This is a genomic window from Anaerococcus hydrogenalis DSM 7454 (assembly GCF_000173355.1).
Taxonomy (GTDB): Bacteria; Bacillota; Clostridia; order Tissierellales; family Peptoniphilaceae; genus Anaerococcus; species Anaerococcus hydrogenalis.
Genome location: NZ_ABXA01000036.1, coordinates 53,985 through 75,390 on the forward strand (window position 1 = coordinate 53,985; position 21,406 = coordinate 75,390).

Annotated in this window: 18 protein-coding genes and 2 pseudogenes; 19 read left to right on the forward strand and 1 reads right to left on the reverse strand. The window is 27.2% G+C overall.

From position 1 onward, the window contains the following. Positions 1–3 precede the first annotated feature (3 nt). The 7 genes and pseudogenes from purE to ANHYDRO_RS06305 all read left to right on the forward strand — a co-directional run bounded on the left by purE (position 4) and on the right by ANHYDRO_RS06305 (position 6,885). Positions 4–486 (forward strand): 5-(carboxyamino)imidazole ribonucleotide mutase, encoded by a 483-nt coding sequence (gene purE, locus ANHYDRO_RS06275; RefSeq protein ID WP_004814645.1) that lies wholly within the window; start codon positions 4–6, stop codon positions 484–486. Further along, on the forward strand, positions 486–1,769 hold the full coding sequence (locus tag ANHYDRO_RS06280) for an amidophosphoribosyltransferase (protein ID WP_004814647.1): 1,284 nt from the start codon (positions 486–488) through the stop codon (positions 1,767–1,769). Before purE ends, ANHYDRO_RS06280 begins: the two co-directional genes overlap by 1 nt. 1 nt (position 1,770) lies before the next feature. Next, positions 1,771–2,796 (forward strand): phosphoribosylformylglycinamidine cyclo-ligase, encoded by a 1,026-nt coding sequence (purM, locus tag ANHYDRO_RS06285; RefSeq protein ID WP_004814649.1) that lies wholly within the window; start codon positions 1,771–1,773, stop codon positions 2,794–2,796. Continuing rightward, entirely contained in the window at positions 2,768–3,394 is a 627-nt protein-coding gene (gene purN, locus ANHYDRO_RS06290) for a phosphoribosylglycinamide formyltransferase (RefSeq protein ID WP_004814650.1), read from the forward strand. The genes purM and purN overlap by 29 nt, the downstream gene beginning before the upstream one ends. Beyond that, positions 3,394–4,639 (forward strand): annotated as a pseudogene (gene purD, locus ANHYDRO_RS06295) (phosphoribosylamine--glycine ligase). Before purN ends, purD begins: the two are co-directional and overlap by 1 nt. A gap of 133 nt (positions 4,640–4,772) precedes the next feature. Further along, the gene (locus ANHYDRO_RS06300) at positions 4,773–5,624 is read left to right on the forward strand and encodes an SDR family oxidoreductase (RefSeq protein ID WP_004814653.1); all 852 of its coding nucleotides are present in this window, start codon (positions 4,773–4,775) and stop codon (positions 5,622–5,624) included. Beyond that, positions 5,614–6,885: a dicarboxylate/amino acid:cation symporter gene (locus ANHYDRO_RS06305; RefSeq protein WP_004814656.1), complete on the forward strand. Its 1,272-nt coding sequence runs from the start codon at positions 5,614–5,616 to the stop codon at positions 6,883–6,885. The genes ANHYDRO_RS06300 and ANHYDRO_RS06305 overlap by 11 nt, the downstream gene beginning before the upstream one ends. A 37-nt stretch (positions 6,886–6,922) precedes the next feature. On the opposite strand, the gene ANHYDRO_RS06310 is transcribed toward ANHYDRO_RS06305, so the two are convergent. Next, on the reverse strand, positions 6,923–7,345 hold the full coding sequence (locus tag ANHYDRO_RS06310) for a Fur family transcriptional regulator (protein WP_039914266.1): 423 nt from the start codon (positions 7,343–7,345) through the stop codon (positions 6,923–6,925). A 93-nt stretch (positions 7,346–7,438) separates the two neighbouring features. Here ANHYDRO_RS06310 and ANHYDRO_RS06315 point away from each other — a divergent pair. From ANHYDRO_RS06315 to ANHYDRO_RS06355, 12 genes and pseudogenes are all read left to right on the forward strand, one after another. Next, positions 7,439–8,586 (forward strand): annotated as a pseudogene (locus ANHYDRO_RS06315) (metal ABC transporter substrate-binding protein). Further along, positions 8,587–9,252, forward strand: coding sequence for a metal ABC transporter ATP-binding protein (locus ANHYDRO_RS06320; protein ID WP_004814663.1), 666 nt, complete (start codon positions 8,587–8,589; stop codon positions 9,250–9,252). Then, positions 9,245–10,039 carry a metal ABC transporter permease gene (locus ANHYDRO_RS06325; RefSeq protein ID WP_004814666.1) on the forward strand — a complete coding sequence of 265 codons (795 nt, stop codon included), beginning with the start codon at positions 9,245–9,247 and terminating at the stop codon, positions 10,037–10,039. The genes ANHYDRO_RS06320 and ANHYDRO_RS06325 overlap by 8 nt, the downstream gene beginning before the upstream one ends. A gap of 72 nt (positions 10,040–10,111) precedes the next feature. After that, positions 10,112–10,831, forward strand: a complete 720-nt coding sequence (locus ANHYDRO_RS06330) for a YaaA family protein (RefSeq protein WP_004814667.1) — start codon at positions 10,112–10,114, stop codon at positions 10,829–10,831. Next, positions 10,831–11,925 (forward strand): exonuclease SbcCD subunit D, encoded by a 1,095-nt coding sequence (locus ANHYDRO_RS06335; protein WP_004814669.1) that lies wholly within the window; start codon positions 10,831–10,833, stop codon positions 11,923–11,925. Before ANHYDRO_RS06330 ends, ANHYDRO_RS06335 begins: the two co-directional genes overlap by 1 nt. Beyond that, entirely contained in the window at positions 11,922–13,052 is a 1,131-nt protein-coding gene (locus ANHYDRO_RS10710) for an AAA family ATPase (protein ID WP_004814670.1), read from the forward strand. The genes ANHYDRO_RS06335 and ANHYDRO_RS10710 overlap by 4 nt, the downstream gene beginning before the upstream one ends. Before the next feature lie 51 nt (positions 13,053–13,103). Continuing rightward, positions 13,104–13,787, forward strand: a complete 684-nt coding sequence (locus tag ANHYDRO_RS10715; protein ID WP_004814672.1) for a hypothetical protein — start codon at positions 13,104–13,106, stop codon at positions 13,785–13,787. 208 nt (positions 13,788–13,995) lie between these two features. Continuing rightward, positions 13,996–14,982 carry an SbcC/MukB-like Walker B domain-containing protein gene (locus ANHYDRO_RS10720; protein WP_052588925.1) on the forward strand — a complete coding sequence of 329 codons (987 nt, stop codon included), beginning with the start codon at positions 13,996–13,998 and terminating at the stop codon, positions 14,980–14,982. After that, complete coding sequence (locus ANHYDRO_RS11350) at positions 14,979–17,711, forward strand: PD-(D/E)XK nuclease family protein (protein WP_004814677.1); 2,733 nt, start codon at positions 14,979–14,981, stop codon at positions 17,709–17,711. Before ANHYDRO_RS10720 ends, ANHYDRO_RS11350 begins: the two co-directional genes overlap by 4 nt. Continuing rightward, positions 17,636–17,905 carry a PD-(D/E)XK nuclease family protein gene (locus ANHYDRO_RS11470; protein ID WP_081449350.1) on the forward strand — a complete coding sequence of 90 codons (270 nt, stop codon included), beginning with the start codon at positions 17,636–17,638 and terminating at the stop codon, positions 17,903–17,905. Before ANHYDRO_RS11350 ends, ANHYDRO_RS11470 begins: the two co-directional genes overlap by 76 nt. After that, positions 17,829–18,338: a PD-(D/E)XK nuclease family protein gene (locus ANHYDRO_RS11205; protein WP_262359366.1), complete on the forward strand. Its 510-nt coding sequence runs from the start codon at positions 17,829–17,831 to the stop codon at positions 18,336–18,338. Before ANHYDRO_RS11470 ends, ANHYDRO_RS11205 begins: the two co-directional genes overlap by 77 nt. Further along, positions 18,331–21,396: a UvrD-helicase domain-containing protein gene (locus ANHYDRO_RS06355; protein ID WP_004814682.1), complete on the forward strand. Its 3,066-nt coding sequence runs from the start codon at positions 18,331–18,333 to the stop codon at positions 21,394–21,396. Before ANHYDRO_RS11205 ends, ANHYDRO_RS06355 begins: the two co-directional genes overlap by 8 nt. Positions 21,397–21,406: the final 10 nt, after the last annotated feature.

Below are 21,406 nucleotides of genomic sequence, written 5' to 3' on the forward strand. Positions count from 1 at the left end.
TACATGAAAGTTTCTATAATTATGGGATCACTGTCTGATAGCCCAATTGCTGATAAGGTTGTTTCTAAATTGATGGAATTTGGTATTGATTATGAAGTTAAGGTAATTTCTGCCCACAGAGCTTTGAAAAGTTTAGAAAAATATGTAAAAGAAAGCGAAGATGAAAGTGAAGTTTATATAGGAATTGCTGGAAAGGCAGCTCATTTATCAGGAGTAATAGCAGCTTTAACAACAAGACCTGTAATAGGAATTCCTGCAAAATCATCCCATCTTGGAGGAATTGAGGCCCTACTTTCTACAGTTGAAATGCCAAGTGGAGTTCCTGTTGCTACAGTTGCAATTGGTGGTGGAGAAAATGCTGCAATCTTAGCTGCTGAAATTCTTTCAGTAAAATATGATTTACTAAGAGAAAAATTAAAAGATATGAGAGTTAAGATGAAAGAAACTATAGATAATTCTGAATATGAATATAAGGCAAATAAATAATGAGTGGAATTGTAGGAATATTTTCAAAAAAGAAATATAAAAATATTTTCCCAGACCTTTATTCTGCCCTCTATGCTATCCAACATAGGGGACAGGAGGCTATGGGAATATCTCTTCTTTCTCATGAAAGATTATCAGAAATAAGAGGCAAGGGTGAAATTGCTAATAATATCGGTCTTGATAATATATCAACTCTTGCAGGAAATGTTGGACTAGCTCATGCAAAATATATGTTTGCTGAAGATGATAGGTCACTTTTACCAATGCCTTGGATGTTTTATCCGAAAAATTCTAACCACAAAAATTTAATAGCAATTGATGGTAAATTTTTTGATGAAAATTCTCCAGAAGAAATTGTCAATAATTTAAATTCTAAAAATGAAGACGAAATTATTGAATATGTTAATAAGTTAAATGGGGTATATGCTCTTTTGATTGTTAGTGGTAAAAGGATGATTGCTGTTAGAGACCATTATGGAATCAAAAACCTTTGTGTAGGAAAAAATGATGATAATTATATAGTTGCAAGCGAATCATGTGCAATTGAATCAATAGGTGGACAAATTTGCCATGAACTTAAGCCTGGAGAAATTTATATTGTAGATTATGACGGAGAAAAATCATATTTTTCAAAAGAAATTTCAAATTCTCCATGTATTTTTGATTTTGTTTACACAGCAAGACCAGATTCATACATAAATGGAGTTAGTGTTTATGATGCAAGGATAAGGATGGGAGAAATTTTATTTAAGGAACATCCAGTAGATGCTGACATTGTTGTAGGCAGTCCAGATAGTGGACTTATTTCTGCAGTAGGATTTTCTCGTGCATCAAATATAAAATATGAAAGGGCAATAGTTAGAAATAGGTATATAAATAGGACTTTTATTCTTCCAACAGATTCTACTAGGCAAAAAGGAATTAGGATAAAGCTAAATCCTATCAAACATCTTTTAGAAGGAAAGAGAGTTGTTTTAGTGGATGATTCTATAGTAAGAGGAAATACTGTAAAAAGAGTAATAGAAATTTTAAGAGAATCGGGAGCTAAAGAAGTTCATATTAGAATAGCATCTCCTCAAGTTATAAAAGAAGAAAATTATACCTTTGATGTTGCCGATAAGGAACATTTGATAAGTTATAACAGAAGTGTAGAAGAAGTAAGAAAGATTATTGGAGCAGATTCTTTGGGATTTATTTCCCTAGAAGGATTAAGAGAAGCTTGTGGAAACAAAACATATTATGAAAATTGTTTTGATGGGTTTAACCCTTTAGAAAGGAAATAAAATGTCAATAAATTATAAAGATGCTGGTGTTGATGTAGAAAATGGCCAAAAAGAAGTTGAATTAATTAAAAGTATTGTAGAAAAAACACAATCAAAAAATGTTTTAAGTAAAATTGGAGGATTTTCAGGATTATTTAGCCTTGAAAATTTAGATGTTAAAAATCCAGTTTTAGTTTCAGGAACAGATGGGGTTGGAACAAAAGTAATGCTTGCACAAATGATGGATAAGCACGATACAATTGGAATTGATTGTGTTGCAATGTGTGTAAATGATATTTTGTGCCAAGGAGCAAGACCCTTATTTTTCCTCGACTATATTGCCTGTGGTAAACTTATTCCAGAAAAAATGGAAAAAATTGTAAAAGGTGTTGCTGACGGATGTCTTCAAGCAAAATCTTCTTTAATTGGTGGAGAAACTGCAGAAATGCCAGGACTTTATAAGGAAAATGACTATGATCTTGCAGGATTTTGTGTAGGAATAGTTGATAGGGAAAAAATAATTACCGGTGAAAAAATAAAAAAAGGAGACCATATTTTTGGCCTAAGATCTTCAGGTATCCATTCAAATGGATATTCTCTTGTAAGAAAAATCATCTTTGAAAAGGAAAAATTATCCTTAGATCAAAAAATTGATGGACTAGAAACAAGTCTTGGTGAAGAACTTTTAAAACCTACAAAAATTTATGTGAAAGAAGTTTTAGCCTTACTTGATAAAATTAAAATAAATGGCCTAAGCCATATAACTGGTGGAGGATTTTATGAAAACATACCAAGAATGATTCCTGATGGACTTTGTGCAAAAATTGACCTTACAAATGTAGAAGCTCCAAAAATATTTTCATTTTTACAAAAGTGGGGAAATCTTAACAAAAAAGATATGTATGAAACTTTCAACATGGGCGTTGGCCTAGTATTTGCTGTTGATAAAAAATACGAAGAAGATGTAAGAAAAATTATTGATGAAAATGAACTTTTAGACCTTGGAGAAGTTGTAGAAAATGATGAAAAACTCGACCTCAAATTTTAAAAATATTGCCATATTAATATCAGGATCTGGAACTAACCTCCAAGCCATAATAAACTCTTGTGAGAAAAAAGAAATAAATGGCCAAATTTCCATAGTGATTTCTAATAAACATGATGCATACGGACTTGAAAGAGCCAAAAAATCCTCTATAAAAACTATGGTTTGTACAGACAATGATTTACTACTTAATACATTAAAAAAAGAAAATATTGACCTTGTAGTTCTTGCAGGATATCTAAAAATTTTACCTCAATCAATAATTGACCAATATGAATCAAAAATTATTAATATCCACCCATCCCTCATACCTTCATTTTGTGGGATGGGATTTTATGGAAGAAGGGTTCATGAAAAAGTTTTTGAAAAAGGTGTGAAATTTACAGGAGCAACTACTCACTTTGTAACAAAAGATGCTGATGCTGGTCCTATAATTTATCAAGAAATTGTAAAAATTGACCAAGATGACACAATTGATGAAATTGCAAAAAATGTATTGGAAAAAGAACATGAAATTTTAAAAAAATCTGTAAGAGATTATTGTGATGATTTGTTTTACATAAAAGATAATAAGGTTTTCGTAAAAAATAGGAGTCTTTGATGAAAGTTTTAATAATTGGAAATGGTGGAAGAGAACACGCTTTGGCATGGAAGATATCAAAATCAAAAAAAAGTTGATCAAATATTTATGGCAAAGGGAAATGCAGGAACTAATAGTTTTTGTAAAAACATAGACATTGAACCTACAGATATAAAGGCTTTAGTAGATTTTTCTAAAAAAGAAAAAATTGACCTTACCATAGTAGGACCTGAAGATCCTTTATGTATGGGGATTGTAGATGAGTTTGAAAAAAATAATCTTAGAATTTTTGGTCCAAATAAAGAATGTGCTAGATTTGAAAAATCAAAAAAATTCACCAAAAATTTCCTAGAAAAGTATGAAATTCCAACTGCAAAATATAAGTCTTTTGATGACTTTAACAAAGCTAAAAAATCCCTAAAAGAATTTTCCTATCCTTTAGTAATAAAGGCAGATGGACTTTGCCTTGGAAAAGGGGTTATAATTTGCGAAGATGAAAAAAAGGCCCTTGAAACTCTAGATGATATTTTTGTAAAAAAAATATTTGGTGATGAGGGAAAAACAGTAGTAATAGAAGAATTTTTAAAGGGAGAAGAAGCTTCACTCTTATGTTTAGTATCAAATAACAAACTATTCCCACTAGAGACTTGTAAGGATCACAAGCAAATTTATGCTGGAAATAAGGGACCAAATACAGGTGGCGTTGGAACATACTCCCCAAGTAAATTTTCTAAAAAAACAGAGGAAAATATAGAAAAGATTTTAAAACAAATAGAAGATGGATTTAATGATTCGAAATTTTCCTATAATGGAATTTTATTTATTGGATTTATGATAGATAAGGACTTGCCTAAGGTATTAGAATTTAATGTAAGATTTGGAGATCCAGAAACAGAAACTCTCATGCCAAGACTTGAAAGTGATCTTGTAGAAATAATAGAAAAAACTCTTGATAATACCTTAAAAAAAGAAGATATAAAATGGTCAGATGACTTTTCTCTTTGTGTAATTTTAGTTTCTGAAGGCTATCCTCTAAAATATGAAAAAGAAAAAGAAATAAAGGGATTTGATCAGGTAAAAGATTCTCTAATTTTTCACAATGGTACAAAGATAAAGGATGGAAAAATTTTGACAGATGGAGGAAGAGTTTTAACCATTAATGCTTGTGGAAAAGATTTAGAGACTGCAAGAAAAATTGCCTACAAAGACTGTGAAAAAATAGAATATGAAAATAAGTATTATAGAAAAGATATAGGATTAAATTAGCTAGTTTTACTAGCTTTTTTTATTTATTTCGTATGAGAGCTAGATATTGTGCAAATAAAAATGAAAAATAATTTGCAATATGTTATAATAATACATATTATTATTTTTTTTAACATTATAGAAAGGAAAATTTATGAGAATTAACACAATTTGGATTACAGGAGCCCATGGTAGACTTGGATCGACTCTTGTAAGATATTTAGATCCTTTGGAAGCTGAAATAATAGCTACAGATAAGGAAGAAGTTGATATTACAAATCAAGAAGAAGTAAATTTATTTGTAGATAGGAATAGGCCAAAAATAATTATAAATTGCTCAGGAATTACTGATAGACTAAAATGTGAAAATGATCCTGATAAGGCATATTTATTAAATGCTTTAGGAGCAAAAAATATTGCCATAGCATCTAATAGGGTAAGGGCAAAACTTGTTCAATTATCTACAGCAGATGTTTTTGATGGTCAAACTATCCATCCATACAAGGAAATTGATAAGGCAAATCCAAACTCTGTTTATGGCAAAAGTAAATTTTTGGCAGAAGAATTTGTAAAAGATTTTGCTGATAGATATTTTATTGTAAGGGTATCAAGGCTTTATTCTAAGGAAAATAATTTGGTTGAATCAATTATAGACCAAGGTAAAAATGGACTCATAAAAGTACCAAAATCAAGATATGGCTCACCAACTTCAGCTTATGAACTTTCAAAATTTTTAATTTCTATTATGGATACAAATGCCTATGGTGTTTATCATGCATCCTGTGAAGGAACCTGTTCTTTTAGAGCCTTTGCACAAAAAATTGTAGACTTAACAAAACTTGATGCAAGAATAGAAGAAGTAAGAGATTCTGATAGGATAGATTTTGAACCAGCATTTAGGGGAATAGATAATTATTATTTAGATCTTTTGGGGAAAAACACTTTTTCAACTTGGGAAGATGCACTAAAGGACTATCTGAGAAGGGAGTATGGTTATGACTGCTAAATCTCAAAGAAAAAGAGGACTAACATCCAAAATATTTATAGCCTTAATTTTGGGAATGGTCCTTGGGATTGTAATGCATTATTTTATACCACAAAGTCATATAAAAGATGATATTGTTATTGATGGAATTTTTTATATACTAGGACAAATGTTTATAAGGGCTATGCAAATGCTTGTAGTTCCACTTGTATTTTTTTCAATCGCAGATGGTTGTAGAAATATGGGAGATACAAAAACTTTGGGAAAAGTTGGAGTTCGAATAGTAGCTTTTTATTTATTAACAACTTCTCTTGCAATAATAGTCGCATTATCTATAGCTTCTATTGTTAGTCCTGGTAAGGGAATGAATATGAAATTGGGATCAAATGAATTTAATATGGATACAGGAGAAAAAACTTCGATAAAAGATACCTTATTAAACATGATTCCAACAAACCCAATCGAGGCCTTGGCAAAGGGAGATATGTTACAAATAATAATTTTTGCAGTTATAGTTGGACTTTTAATTGCATCAATGGAAGATAGGCTAGAAACTTTAGGAAATATAATTACAGAAATGAACGATTTGATGATGAGTATGACAATGGCTGTTATGAAACTTGCCCCAATTGGTGTATTTTTCTTAATAGCAAGAACATTTTCTAGTTTAGGTTATGATGTAATTTTATCAATGCTTTCCTATATGCTTTCGGTTGTATTGGGACTTGCCTTCCAACTTTTAATAGTTTATATGCTTTTGTTAACACTTTTTGTAAGGGTAAATCCATTTTCATTTTTGAAAAAATATTTCCCAGTTATGACTTTTGCATTTTCAACAGCATCATCAAATGCAACAGTTCCCTTAAATATTCAAACCTTAGAAGAAATTGGAGTTGATAAGAAAATTTCTTCATTTACAATTCCTTTGGGATCTACAATAAATATGGACGGAACAGCAATAATGCAAGGAGTTGCTGTAGTATTTATATCAAATGCTTATGGAATAGATTTAACTTTAAACGATTATATAACTGTAATCTTAACAGCAACAATAGCATCAGTCGGAACAGCAGGAATTCCTTCAGTAGGTCTTGTAACCTTATCAATGGTCTTATCATCAGTTGGTCTTCCAGTAGAAGGAATTGCCATGATAATGGGAATAGATAGAATTTTAGATATGGCAAGAACTGCAATAAATACAACAGGAGATGCATCTGGAACAATGATAGTTGCAAATTCTGTAGGTTCATTTGATAAAGAAAAATTTAATAAAAGAGTTTAAAATAAAAAGTTGATAAAGGAATCCTTTATCAACTTTTTTATATTTTATGTTTTTTTTGACAGTCAGGACAGATTCCTGTAAATTCAAAACTGTGTCCCTTAATAATAAAACCTGTTTCTTTTTCAATTTTTTCTTCAACTTCATGAATTGGGCAATTTTCTAAAATAAATTTTTTATTACAAGACATGCAAGTTATAAAATGTTTGTGGTCATTTGTATTTAATTGAAAATAAGAAATACCATCAAGGTTTGTATTTTTTAAAAGAAGATCAACTTCTTCTAAGGTATTTAAATTCCTATAAATTGTAGAAAGATCTAGGTTTATCTTATCATCTTTTAATTTTTCTAAAATTTCCTCTGCAGAAATGGGATCTTTATTTTCTATTATTTTTTCTAAAATAATCCTTCTTTTTTCAGTTACTCTAATATTTTTACTTCTTAATAAATCAGCTGCTTTCAAAAAATTCACCTCTTTATTTATAATATCATATTGACAAAAAATAAAACAGTTATATAATACTTCTTGCAAATGATTCGCAATAAGGAGGAAAAAATGAAAAAGAAATTTTTAGCGATAGCTTTAGTTTTGGGTCTTTTTGTAACAGGATGTGCAAAAAATAACCAAACAAACAGCTCAAATGATTCAAACAGTTCAAATGAAACAAATCAAAGTGAAAAATCTACAAAAGAAACTATATATGCTTCTTTTTATCCAATTTATAATCTAACTAAACAAATAGCTGGAGATAAATTTAATGTAGAATCTTTTACAAATTTAAATACAGAAGTTCATGATTTTGAACCATCAGCAAAAGATATGGCAAAATTATCTGATGCTAAGGTTTTATTTTTAAATGGAGCAGGTCTTGAATCTTGGAAAGATAAGGTTGAAGATGCCTCAAAAGTAGAAATGGTTGATACATCTAAGGGAATTGATTTAATAAAAACTGAGGATGAAGAAGATCATGACCACGAAGATGGTGACCATCATGATCATGAAGGCTCACAAGAAGATAAAGATAGTGATCATCACGACCACGAAGACAAAGACGACCATGACCATGAAAGCATGGAAGATAGTGAAGACTCTGACCACCATGATCACGAAGATGCTGATCACCATGATCATGACCATGAAGATGAAGAAGAAGGACATCACCACCATCACCACCACCATGGTATGTATGATCCACATATTTGGTTAAGTCCAAAAAATGGAATTATTCAAGCAAAAAATATTGCTGACAAACTTTCAGAAATAGACCCAGAAAATAAAGATTATTACATGGGAAATTTTGAAAAATTAAAAAAGAACTTGAAGAAATTGATAAAACTTATGGAGAAAAATTAAAAAATAAAGAAAATAAAAAATTCTTAGTAGATCATGAAGCATTTTCATACCTTGCTCGTGATTACGGTTTAACCCAAATTCCACTTACTTCAATAACTTCAACAAGTGAAACTGATGCAAAAACAATGAAAGATTCCATTGACTATGTTAAAAAAGAAAAAATTTCAGCACTTTTCTATGAAAAAGGTGGTTCTGATAAAAATGTTAAGACCTTAGCAAATGAATTATCACTTGACGCAAAGGCTATAAATACTATAGAATATGCAAGTGATGACGATTTGAAAGCTAATAAAACTTATCAAGAAATGATAAAAGAAAACTTAGAATTAATGGAAAGTAGTTTAAAATAGATGAAGGATATAGAAGTTAAAGACTTAGTCTTTTCTTACGGCAAGGATAATATATTAAAAAATATAAGTTTTGATTTAAATAGGGGAGATTTTTTGACAATCCAGGGCGAAAATGGCTCTGGAAAGTCTACCCTTATAAAATTAATTTTAAAAGATTTGAAGAAAAAATCAGGACAAATAAAATTATTTGGCAAAGACATTGAAGAATTTGATGATTTTTCTAAAATCGGATATGTACCCCAAGTTAATGATGCAAACAAAGTAGCCTTTCCAGTAACTGGAAAAGAATTTGTTGTTTTAAATTTGTATAAAAAATTTAATATTTTTAATAGGCCAACAAAAAAATGTTATAAAAAAGTTTATGATACTTTTGAAATTTTAAATATAGAAAATCTTTTAAATATTCCTTTTAATCAACTTTCGGGAGGCCAAGCTCAAAAAGTTATGATTGCAAGGGCAATGGTCAACGATCCTGATCTTCTTATTTTAGATGAGCCTACCGTTGGTGTTGATGAAAATTCGAAAAGAGACTTTCTTAAACTTCTAGCCCACTTAAATGATGAACATAAAATTTCAATTTTAATGATTTCTCATGAGATGGATATTGTAAGAGAATTTTCTAAAAGTCAGATTAGGATAAAAAATGGAAGGATAGTAGATGCTTAGTTATGAATTTATGCAAAGGGCTCTTTTGGTAGGGCTTATGCTTTCTATAATAATTCCTATGATTGGAATTGTTATGGTAAATAGGAGAACATCTATGATAGGAGATGCCCTATCACACACAGCTCTTTCTGGGGTGGCTCTTGGACTTATTATAGGAATAAATCCTGTTTTTTCATCAATAATTATTTGTATTATTGCAGGATTTGCTATAGAAATAATTAGAAAAAAATTCAAAAATTTTGGAGATATGGCTACAGCTATAATAATGAGTCTAGGAATTGGACTAGCTGCTATTATGTCAGATTTTACCCCTGGTGGAACAAGTTTTGAATCATTTTTATTTGGTTCAATTACTAGTGTTACAAAAACTGACCTTATTGTAGTAAGTGTGATTTTTGTTTTTGTCTTATTTTTTAGCCTTTATCTTTACTATCCTCTCCTATATAATTCAATTTCTCCATTAATGGCAAATTTGGCAGGAATTAATTCAAAATTAGTTTCAAATATTTTTACATTTTTGACAGCTGTTACAATTGGAATTTCTACAAAAACTGTTGGGGCTTTGATGATTTCATCTCTTATGGTCCTACCTGTGGCAAGTTCCCTTTTAATTTCAAAATCTTATAGAGAAACTTTTATAAAATCCATTATTATCGCAATAATTTATATGATGGCAGGAATTAGCGCAAGTTTTTATCTGGGAATAAAACCAGGTGGTGCTATAGTAGTTATTGCTGTTATTGGGATGATAATTTCATTAATAATTCAAAAAATTTTAAAAAGATAGGTTCGCCTGTCTTTTTTTTGTGAAAATTTTCTATGATATAATTAATTAAGAATTAAAATAGAAAGGTTTGATATGAAAATAATAATTTCACCTGCAAAAAGGTTTAAACATTTTGAAAATGAAAAAACAGAAGGACTTTTATTTGAAGAAGAAACAAAAGACTTGGTTGAAAAACTTAGGAGTTTTTCTATAAATGATTTAGCAAATATGTTTTTTTGTAATGATGATTTAGCAATTAAGGCCTATTATGATTACAAAGATTTTGATTTTAATAATTTAAAAAACCCTGCAATTTTCTCTTATGATGGGCTTGTTTTTAAACAATTTAAAAAGGAAGATTTTAATGATTTGGCTTATTTAAATGACCATGTTTATATAATTTCTGCCCTTTATGGTCTTTGTAAGCCTTTTACAGGTATATCTGATTATAGGTTATATATGGATTCAAAAGGAATTGATATGCCTGGATTTTGGGCTGATAAAATTTATGAAAAAGCCTTTGAGGATGAAGATTTTATTATAAATTTGGCAAGTGCTGAATATGCAAAACTATTAAAAAAATATTTAAAAAAAGATCAAAAATTATTAACCTTAACATTTAAGGAAGATAGGAATGGAAAAATAAGGTCAATTGTTTCCTATACTAAGCAAATGCGTGGGAGAATGCTTAAATATTTGATAAACAAAAAAATCAAAGACCCAGAAGAAATTAAAAAAATAATCCTTTGCGATTATATTTATGATCCTTATAATTCAACTGAAGATGAATTTGTTTTTGTGAGGAAGTCTTGATGAAATTATTACACTTATCAGACCTCCACATAGGAAAAAATATAGGATCATATTCACTTCTTGAAGATCAAAAATATTGTCTTGACCAAATTTTAGATATTATAAAAAATGAAAAAATTGATATAGTTATTATAGCTGGTGATATTTTTGATACCTCTATTCCAAATAGCGAGTCTATGAAAGTATACTCTGACTTTGTTGATAAGATTATTTTTGATTTGAAGAAAAAAATTATAGCAATTTCTGGAAACCATGATTCAGGAAAAAGGCTTGAAATCTCAAAAAGCTTTTTTGAAAAAAATTCTTATTATATTTTTGGAAGTTCTTTTGATAAATCTTTAACTCTTGAAGATGAATTTGGACTGGTTAATTTTTATCCGATTCCTTACATTTCCTTAGCCAGGGCAAAAAATGAAATTGATCCAAATATAGAAAATTTTACAGATTTATATAGGATTCTACTTAAAGATATAGATTATAATGATAGGAATGTTTTAATAAGTCATTGTTATGCAAATGAAAAGGCATTTGAAGATGAGGAAATTGAGGGGGAAAAGCCTCTAACAATTGGGGGAAATGATGCTATGGATGCAAATTTATTTGAAAATTTTGACTATGTAGCTCTTGGCCACCTTCACAGAAAACATTTTGTAATTGATGAAAAAATTAGGTATTGTGGAACTTTCATGAAGTATTCATTTTCAGAAGTAAGGCAAAAAAAGTCAGTGACTGTAGTGGATTTAAAAGATAATATTTCTATAAAAGAAATAGAGATAAGGCCTTTAAATGATTTTTGTCAAATTGAAGATTATTTTGAAAATATCTTAAAAATGGAAAATTCGAATGAATATATAGAATTTATTTTAAAGGATGATCAACCCATAGATTCACCCATGGCGAAATTAAAAATCAAATTTCCCCATGCTGTCTCTATAAGATATAAAAACACCATTGATTTGGAAGGTTATGATGATATAGAAATTGATCTTGAAAGTTTATCTACTATGGAAATTTTCCAAAAATTTTATAAATTTAAAATGGATGAGAATATGAGTGAAAAAGATAATGAAATTTTTAAAAAGGTGATTCAATGAAACCAGTAAGTCTTGAAATGTATGGCTTTATGACCTATAAAAATAAAACTTTTATAGATTTTACAAAACTATATAGTTCCAAAATTTTTATAATTTCTGGAGATACAGGCAGTGGGAAAACTTCAATTTTTGATGCTATAAGTTTTGCTCTTTTTGGTGAGGTTCAAAGACATGCTTTTAATATTGATGATCTAAGAAGTGATTTTCTAAATGTCAATGACCCACCTACATATGTGGATTTTAGTTTTGAACTTGATGGTAAAAAATATAGGGTAAAAAGAATTCCAAAACAAAGGGCCAAAAAAACAAGAGCCAATGTGCAGGTAGGCCATAGTGTTGAATTTTATAAGTATGAAAAAGATAAAGAAATTTTAATATCTGATGGGCCACAAAAAACTGATAAGAAGATAATTGATTTGATAGGTCTAAATTTTGACCAATTAAATAGGGTTATGATTTTAGCTCAAGGTGAGTTTTCAAAATTTTTAAAATCAAGCTCTGATGATAAGGCTACTCTTTTATCTAAAATTTTTTCATCTTATATTTATAAAGACATTGAAGAAAAATTAAAGGATGCCAGCAAGGATTCTAAGAAAAAATTAGAATTTATTGCAAATAAATTAAAAACAGAAGTTAAGAAAAATGACTTATTGGATGAAAATATTGATGATGAAATAATTGAATTAAAGGATTTTTCTAAAATTGAAAAAGTGATAGAAGACTTATCTAATGATTTAGAAAAAAAATTTGATGAAAAGAAGAAAGAAAAAAATTCCTTATCAAAAATCTTAGATGATAAAAATTTAAAGCTAAGTTTTTATGAAAAAGAAAATGAACAAATAAGATTATTTGAGACTTTAAACTTAGAAAGACAAGAAATTTTAAGTAAAAAAGATTACTATGAAAATTTAAAAAATGAATTAGATTTTTCACAAAAGGCTATCCTAATTAAGCCCTACTATGAAAATTTAAGTGATAATAAGAAAAATTATAATGATTTAGAGAAAAAATATTATGATGAAAAAGATAAACTTAAAATTATTGATAAAAATTTATTAGAATCTAGGGAAAAATTAGGAAATATTGAAGAAATAGAAAATATAATTGATCAAAAAAAGAAAATATAGTAAAAAATGATCAAATAATGAAAAAATTCAATGAACTTCTTTCTATAAAAAATGAATTGGAAAAAAAATATACAAAATATAGAACTTTCTAAAAAATACAAGGATCAAATAGATGTGCTTTTAGAAGAAAAGAACCAAATAAGTGATCATATAAGAGCCTTATCAGATAAACTTCTTGATATTTCAAAAGACCTTGAAAAAATAAATGATCAAGGGCACAAAATAAAAGATGAGCTTAGGGATTACCAAAGTCTTTTTGAAAAATCTTTGGAAAATGATAAGAAAATAAAAGACCTAGAAAAATTAGAAAAAGAACTTTTAAAAGCAGAGGCTGATTTTAAAAATATAGGAGGGAAATTAAAATTAGCAGAAGAATCCAAAAAATCTATCCTAATTAATGAATTTAGAAAAGATTTAGAAAAAAATGGAATTTGCCCTATATGTGGGTCTATTTATGATAAAAAAGTAGAATTTTTAGAAGTAGGAGATTTTGATTTAGAAAAAATAAGGCAAGATTTCGTGGATTTAAAGATTAAGCTTAAATATTTAAATGAAAAAAAATCTGATTTAAAAAATTCAATTGATAATAAGTTAAAAGATCCTAAAGTTTATGAAGAAAGTTTAAATGAATATAAAAAATCTTATCAAGATCTTAGAAATTTATACAAAAAAAACCTTGCCGTATATGATGAGAAAAAGAAAATAAGGAAAATCTTGATAAAAATGCAAATTTAATTGAAGATAAGTTAAAAGATTTAAAAAATAAGCTCGATAAGTTTCAAAATCTAGATGACATAAGTGATCTTCAAAATAAATATAAGGTAAAAAAGAAGAACTTGATGTTTTTGATAAAAATGAAATTGAAAAAAGCTTAGAAAAAGATAGACTCTATGTAAGTAAAGAAGAAAAAAGAATAAAATTTTTAAGCGATGAGATTAAAGATTTGGAAAATAAAAGGTCATCATCCTCTTCTTTAATTTTAAACTATGAGTCTGATTTGAAAATTTCTAAGGAAAAAATCTTAAAAGAAAGCCAAATTTTTGATGAAAAAGTAAATGAAAATTTCAAAAATATGGATGAATTTTTAAAATATTTAAATCTTTTAAATGATTTGATAAGTCAAAAAGAAAAAATAGACTTATATTTTGAAAAATTAAATAATATCTCTATAAGAATAGAAGGTCTAAGGGAATATGAAAATATTGAGTACTACCAAACTGATAGAATAAAAGAAGATATAGAAAATTTAAAGAAAAAAATTGAAAAAACAAATGATTTTTTATTTTCAATAAGATTAAAAATAGAAAAATTATCTGAAAGTAAAAAAGAAATTAATAAGATAAAAATTTCTTTGGATAAGTCAAAAAATGATGATGAAATTTTATATAAACTTGCCAAAGTTTGTGATGGATCCTTATCTAAAGTTTCTGGAAGGGAAAAAATTAATTTTGAGACTTTTGTTCTTTCTTATTATTTTAATAAAATTTTAACTTATGCAAATCTTAGGTTAAAGGATATGAGTGATGGGCAATTTAAAATGTTAAGAAAAAAAGAAACAAGTGATAAGAGAAAAAACAATGGTCTGGATATAGAAATTTTGGATTATAATACTGGAAAAATTAGAAGTGAAGCTTCACTTTCTGGAGGAGAAACTTTTATCGCATCTTTGGCCCTTGCCCTCGGTCTTTCAGATGAAATAAGTGGAGAAAATGGAGGCATAAAAATAGACACACTTTTTATTGATGAAGGTTTTGGGTCCTTATCAGATGATTATTTAGAAAAAGCAATTAGGACCATAGAAAAATTATCCTATGATAATAAATTTATCGGCTTAATTTCTCACGTAAAAGAATTGAAAAATGCAATTGATGCAAAAATTGAAGTTAAATATTCAAAAACGGAAGGCTCAAGTTTGAAGGTGGTTGTATGATAAAAGTTATAATGAGTAAATTTCCTGAGGAAAATTCCCTCTATATTTATAAGGATATAGAAGAAAAATTAAAAAAAAAGGAACAATCTTTTTTAATAGTTCCTGAGCAATATACCCTGGAAAGTGATATGGATTTTATTGATTCTATAAAATATAAGTCTGTAATGGATGCAAAAGTTTTATCTTTTTCATCATTAATTTCCTATATCTCACAAAGATTATCTTTAAAAAAACATGAAAATTTAAATCAAGTATCTAAGGCAATTTTACTAACAAGTGTTTTAGATGAAGTTGATGATAAATTGAAATTATTTTCCAATAAGGCATCAGATATAGATTTTGTTACTAGTCTTTCAGATTTTATATCAAATATAAAAGAATATTATTTTGACCATGATTTTTTTGATCAAATAGAAAATAATGAAAATCTTGATACCATGACCAAGCTTAAATTTAAAGAAATAAAAATAATTTATGATTCTTATGTAAAAAAATTAGAAAATTCTTATATTGATAGCGAGGATGAACTTAGTATTATCAAGGATAATATTAAATATTGTGATTTTTTGAAAAATGTAAATTTTTACTTTGATAAATTTGACCTATTATCAGATTTAAAATTAGATTTTATAAGAGAGCTTATAAAAATAGGCGCAAAAATTACTGTATCAATTTCTCTTGATTCAAAATATTACCAAAATCACTTTTCAAATGACATGGAAATTTTTGACCAATCTATGAGATTTGTTGAAAGTATAAAAAGTTTGGATAAAATTCAAATAATAAATGTAGAAAAAAAATCTGATATTTTAGATATTAACCATCTTTATGAAAATTTTGAAAAATATAATCCAGAAAAGTTTTGGGATAAGACTTCTAATATAAAAATTGTTGAATCAATTTCATCTACTAATGAAATTGAAAATATGGCCTTGATGATAGAAAAATTAATTAGGAAAGGATATTCATATTCTGATATTTCACTTGTTATGGCAAATGAAGATGAGTATGAAAATTTGATTAGAAGAATTTTTTCTAGAATGAATATCCCTATTTTTATAGATAAGTCGCAAAAAATGTCTGACAACCATGTTGTAAAAACTTGGCTTTCTTTAATTAGGCTAGTAGTTTTTAATTTTAGAAAAACTGACCTTGAGGCCTTTATTAGGTCAGATTTAATAGATTTTGGAGAAAATTCCCTAGAAAGAGTTTTGGTTTTTCAAAATTATATGAATACCAGAAAAATTAAGGGGTCAATGATTTTTGATGATAAATATTTTACTCTAGATGAAAATTTTTATAAGGGTGAGATAAAAGAAGAAAAAAAAGAAGAATTAGCTAAGGTTAATTCAATTCGAAAAATTATTTTAGATTTGACAAATGACCTTTATGAAATATCAAATAAAAATATAAGTGCAAGTGATATTGTAAAGAAGATTTTTAATCTTATCGATAATGAAAGGATAAAATCCGGCTTTAACCATTACCAAGAATATATAAAAGACAATAAAATTGAAATTTATGAAGAAAATAAGCAAATTTGGGATAAATTTATAACAATTCTTGAACAAATTGTATCGATAATGAAAGATGGCAAGGCCAATCTTAGAAAAATTTATAAATTAATTCAAAAGGCATGTGAGGCGACTACTATTGGTTTGATTCCACCAGCAATTGACCAAGTTTTAATTGGAGATTTTTCAAGAGATAGGATAAATGATAGGAAGATAAAAATTTTTGTAGGGATGACCGATATTTATTTTCCAGAAAATAATAATTCTGATATGTTAATTTCAGAAAACGAAAAAACTTCCCTAGAAAAAGAAGGCTTTGACCTTAAAATTTATAAGGCAAAAAAGAATGATAAGATTCTTTTAAATATTTTAAGGATGTTTACCTCATCACAAAAAATTATTTTCTCATATTCTCTAATAAATAAAAATAATGATCCTATGAATAAATCTACAAGCATTTCTGATATTATAAATATTTTTCCAAATATAAGTTATCAAAAAATTTCAACAGGAAAATTTGATCTTGTAAAATATTCAAAAGATCTTTTGGATATGAAGGCTTACCAAATTTTGTGGGATATTAAAGAAAAGGAGAAGGTAAGCGAGATAGAAAAAGAATTTGTAAAAGCTTATCTTCAATTTAAAAAAGATTTTTCAAAAAATTATGAATTTAATATTTCCAAAAATTCTTCCTATGATTTATTTATAAAAGGATTTACCTACTCTAACCAAAAAAATCCACTAGATAAGGAAATTTCTAAAAAGCTTTACAATAAAAATAGGTTTTCTGTTTCAGAAATAGAGTCATATGCAAGGTGCCCTTACAAATACTTTATCAATTATGGATTAAGGGCAAAAAAAAGTAAAAATTTGGATGTAGATATGATGGAAATTGGAAATATTGTCCACTATAATATGGAAAATATTTCAAAAGATTTAAGGGGAATAGACATTGAAAATCTTGATGATAAGAAACTAGAAAGTCTAGTAAAAGAAAATTTTGAAAAAGCTATTGAAAGTTCTTTAGAAAAAGTGAGAGCAAATGATAATAAAAACAAGTTTATCTTATCAAATGTTTATGGATCTACACAAAAATCTACAAAGAAAGTTTTAGACCAAATAAAAAGGGAAAATTTCAAATTGATGGAGTTGAGGAAAAATATGGTAAGGGTCAAAAATATCCTGAAGTTTATGTTGATGATCATAATTATTTAGAAGGAAGAATTGACAGGATAGATAGGTTTGAAGATTTTGTAAGAATTATTGATTATAAGACGGGCAGTACTGAAATAAATATTAAATACGTTTTTAATGGAATTCAACTTCAACTTTTTGTATATATGCTTTCAGTTAAAGAAAAAAAAATCAGAAAATCTCTCACCAGTAGCAAGTTTTTATTTGCCCCTTAAAGATGAGGTTCAAAAAATTGATGATCCTGTTACGAAAAAAACAATTCTTGATATTTATAATAAAAAGACAAAAATGAATGGCCTTATTATAAAAATTAATGAGGAAGTTTTAAAGCTTTTGGATGAAGATTTTGATGGGAAAAAATCTGATATTTTTAAAATATCTAGAGGCAAGGTAAATATATTTACACCGGAAGAGGAAGAAATTTTGGAAAAATTTATAAAAAAATTAATTTCAAATTATATATGCCAAATTAAAGATGGAAATATAAAATTAAATCCTCTAAGAGAAAATCAAAATACTTATGAATGTAAAAATTGTGAATTTAAATCAATTTGTAAATTTGATTATACAATCGATCAAGATAAATTTAGGGATATAAATAAAGATATTTCCTTAGCTAAGATAAAAAAGGAGCTATCAGATGAGTAAATTTAAGCCAACTGATGATCAGAAAAAAGCAATTGAAATTAGAAATAAAAATATAATAGTTTCTGCAGCAGCAGGTAGTGGAAAAACTAGGGTTTTGGTAGATAGGGTAGTATCTTTGATGATTGAGGAAAAAATCCCTATAAAAAATATGATAATTGTAACCTTTACTAACAAGGCTTCTGTTGAAATGAAAGATAGGATTAGGGAAAAATTATCTGAGCTTTTGGATGATGAAAAAATTGATAGTTCTTTTGTTAAAAAACAAATAAAAGCTATAAATGATGCCTTTATAAAAACTCTCCACTCTTTTTGCGCTGATATGCTTAGGGAAAATTTTTATTTGTCTGATAATCTTTCGCCATCTTTTAAAATTGCTGCTGATTCTAAGCAAGCCCTACTTAGAAAAGATGCCATAGATGAACTTTTTGAAAATGAATATGAAAAAAATGACCAAGAATTTATTGATTTTTTGCATAATTTTGCCAAGGAGAAAGATGATAAGGATGCAAAAGAAATTGTTTTGGACTTATATGATTTTTCAAAAAGCCAAGTAGACCCTGAAAATTGGATAAAATATCACACAAGTAATAAATTCGATTTTTCTGAATTTAAAAAAATTATTGAGAAAAAAGTAGATGATATAATAAAAAACGCTGAAGAATTGAAAATATTTATAGAAGAAAAGTCAATGCGTAAAGAATTTATCCAAATGATGGATGAGGACCTTTCTTATTTTTATAATCTAAAAAAATATGTAACAGAAGATGAGTGGGACGATAGTCTTGAAAAATTTGACTATAATCTTAAAGCAAAAACAAGATTTAATAAAAATAAGGATGATCCTAATGAAGATTTATTTGTAAAAACAAAAAGAAACTATTACAAGGACCAATTTATTGAATTGAAAAATATAGTTGTAAATACAGATTCCATAACAAAGGCATTTTTTGATCCAAAAGAAGAAGAGGTTTTAGCTGAGCTTAAAAATTTGGTTTTTGAATTTGAAAAAATTTATAAGAACAAAAAAAGAGAAGAAAATTATTTGGATTTTTCTGATATGGAACATGAATTTATAAAATTATTAGAAAATGACGACTTAGTGGAAAAATTGCAAAAACAATTTAAATATATTTTCTTCGATGAATATCAAGATTCCAATGATATACAAAACTATATAGTTGATAAGCTAAAAAATAAAAATAATTTATTTTTTGTAGGAGATGTAAAACAATCAATCTACGGCTTTAGAAATGCTAGACCTGAACTATTTTTGGAAAAATTAGAATCTTATGAAAAAGATTCGGACTCTGTAAGGATAAATTTATCTAAAAATTTTAGGACTGACAAGGATTTGATTGATTTTAATAACTATATTTTTGATAGGCTAATGACTAAAAAAAATTCTGATATTGCCTATAAGGACGATAATCATAGGCTAAATTATCATTTTGAATTTGATGAAAAATATCCCAAAGTTTCGATTAAGGCTTTAAATGCAAGTATTAATGAAGAAGAATATTTAATAAAAGAAATTGATGATTTAATAAATTCAGGTATGTCTTATAAAGACATAGCGATTTTATTAAGGTCATCTTCAAAGGCATATTTAATAGAAAATGAATTAAAAAAGGCAGGCATTCCTTTCTCATCTGATATTTCAAAAATTTCTTTTGAAACTGTAGAAGTTAATTTTTTCATAAATATTTTAAAATATATAGCAAATCCAAAAGATGATTTTACCTTACTTTCTGTCTTAAGAAGTGAAATTTTTGATTTTTCTGAAGATGAACTTTCATTAATAAGCCTTTCTTCTGACAAAAAATTCTTTTATGAAAAATTTTCACTTTATGAAGAAAATTTTGATGATGAATTAAGTCAAAAAATTTCAGATTTTAATACAAATTTTGCAGATTTTTCTTATATTTTAAATTTTTCTAATATGTATGATTTTGCAAATATTATTTTTGAAAAATCTGGATACTATGATTTTTTAAAAGCTAGGGATAGGGGATATGAAAGAGTTCAAAATATTGAAGCTTTTATAGAACTTATGGATGATTATGATAAAAATAATGAAAATTCCTTGTTTGGATTTTTAACTTATATAGATAATTTGAAAAATCAAAAAAAGGATAATCTAAAAGCATCAAGAAATTTATCTGATGAAGAAGATTTGGTAAGGATTATGACTATCCACAAGTCAAAGGGTTTGGAATTTAAGGCGGTAATTTTGCCAGAAGCTTCAAAAGGATTTAATACCAGAGGTAAAAGTAAGGATATGCTTTTGGATAAGGATTTGGGAATAGGAATAAATATTTCTGATTGGGATAATAAAATAAAAATTTCATCAATAAAAAGAGATTTAATCTTAGAAAAATTAAATTTAAATGATAAAAAAGAAGAGATGAGAGTCCTATATGTTGCCCTAACCCGTGCAGAAAGAAAATTATCAATTATAGGTCAAAAAGATTTAAATGAAAAAGGCCTTGATAAAATTATTAGCTCAGATTCAATACTCGATTTATCTTCCTATATGGATTGGATTTTAAAAATCCTCTTAGAGGATAAAATTATGGCTGATTTTATAGATTTGGATTATAAGACTGATAATTTTAGAAATGGGGCTGTAAAAATTGATTACATTGAGGAATTTAAGCTAAACTCAGAACTTAATTTTACTGATGTAAAAGATATGATTGATGGAAAAAATTATGATGAGAAAATTTATAAAAACATTAAAGAAATTTTTTCTTATTCTTATGAAAATTTGGAAAATACAAATAAATCATTAAAAAAATCTGTAACAGAAATTGCTAAAAATTATGATTTATCAAATAATGGCTACGAAAAATCTAGCTTTGATGATGTGGAAATTTCCCATGATTTTAGAAGACCAAATTTTGATCAAATAAGTCTTTCACCAACACAAAAAGGTACTCTTATCCATAAAATTTTTCAAGAGCTTGAATTTAAAGAATATGATTTAGATTCCTTGAAAATAGAAATTGATAAGCTTATTGATTTAAGAAAAATAAAAAAGAATATATATCCTACTTAAATTTTGAAAA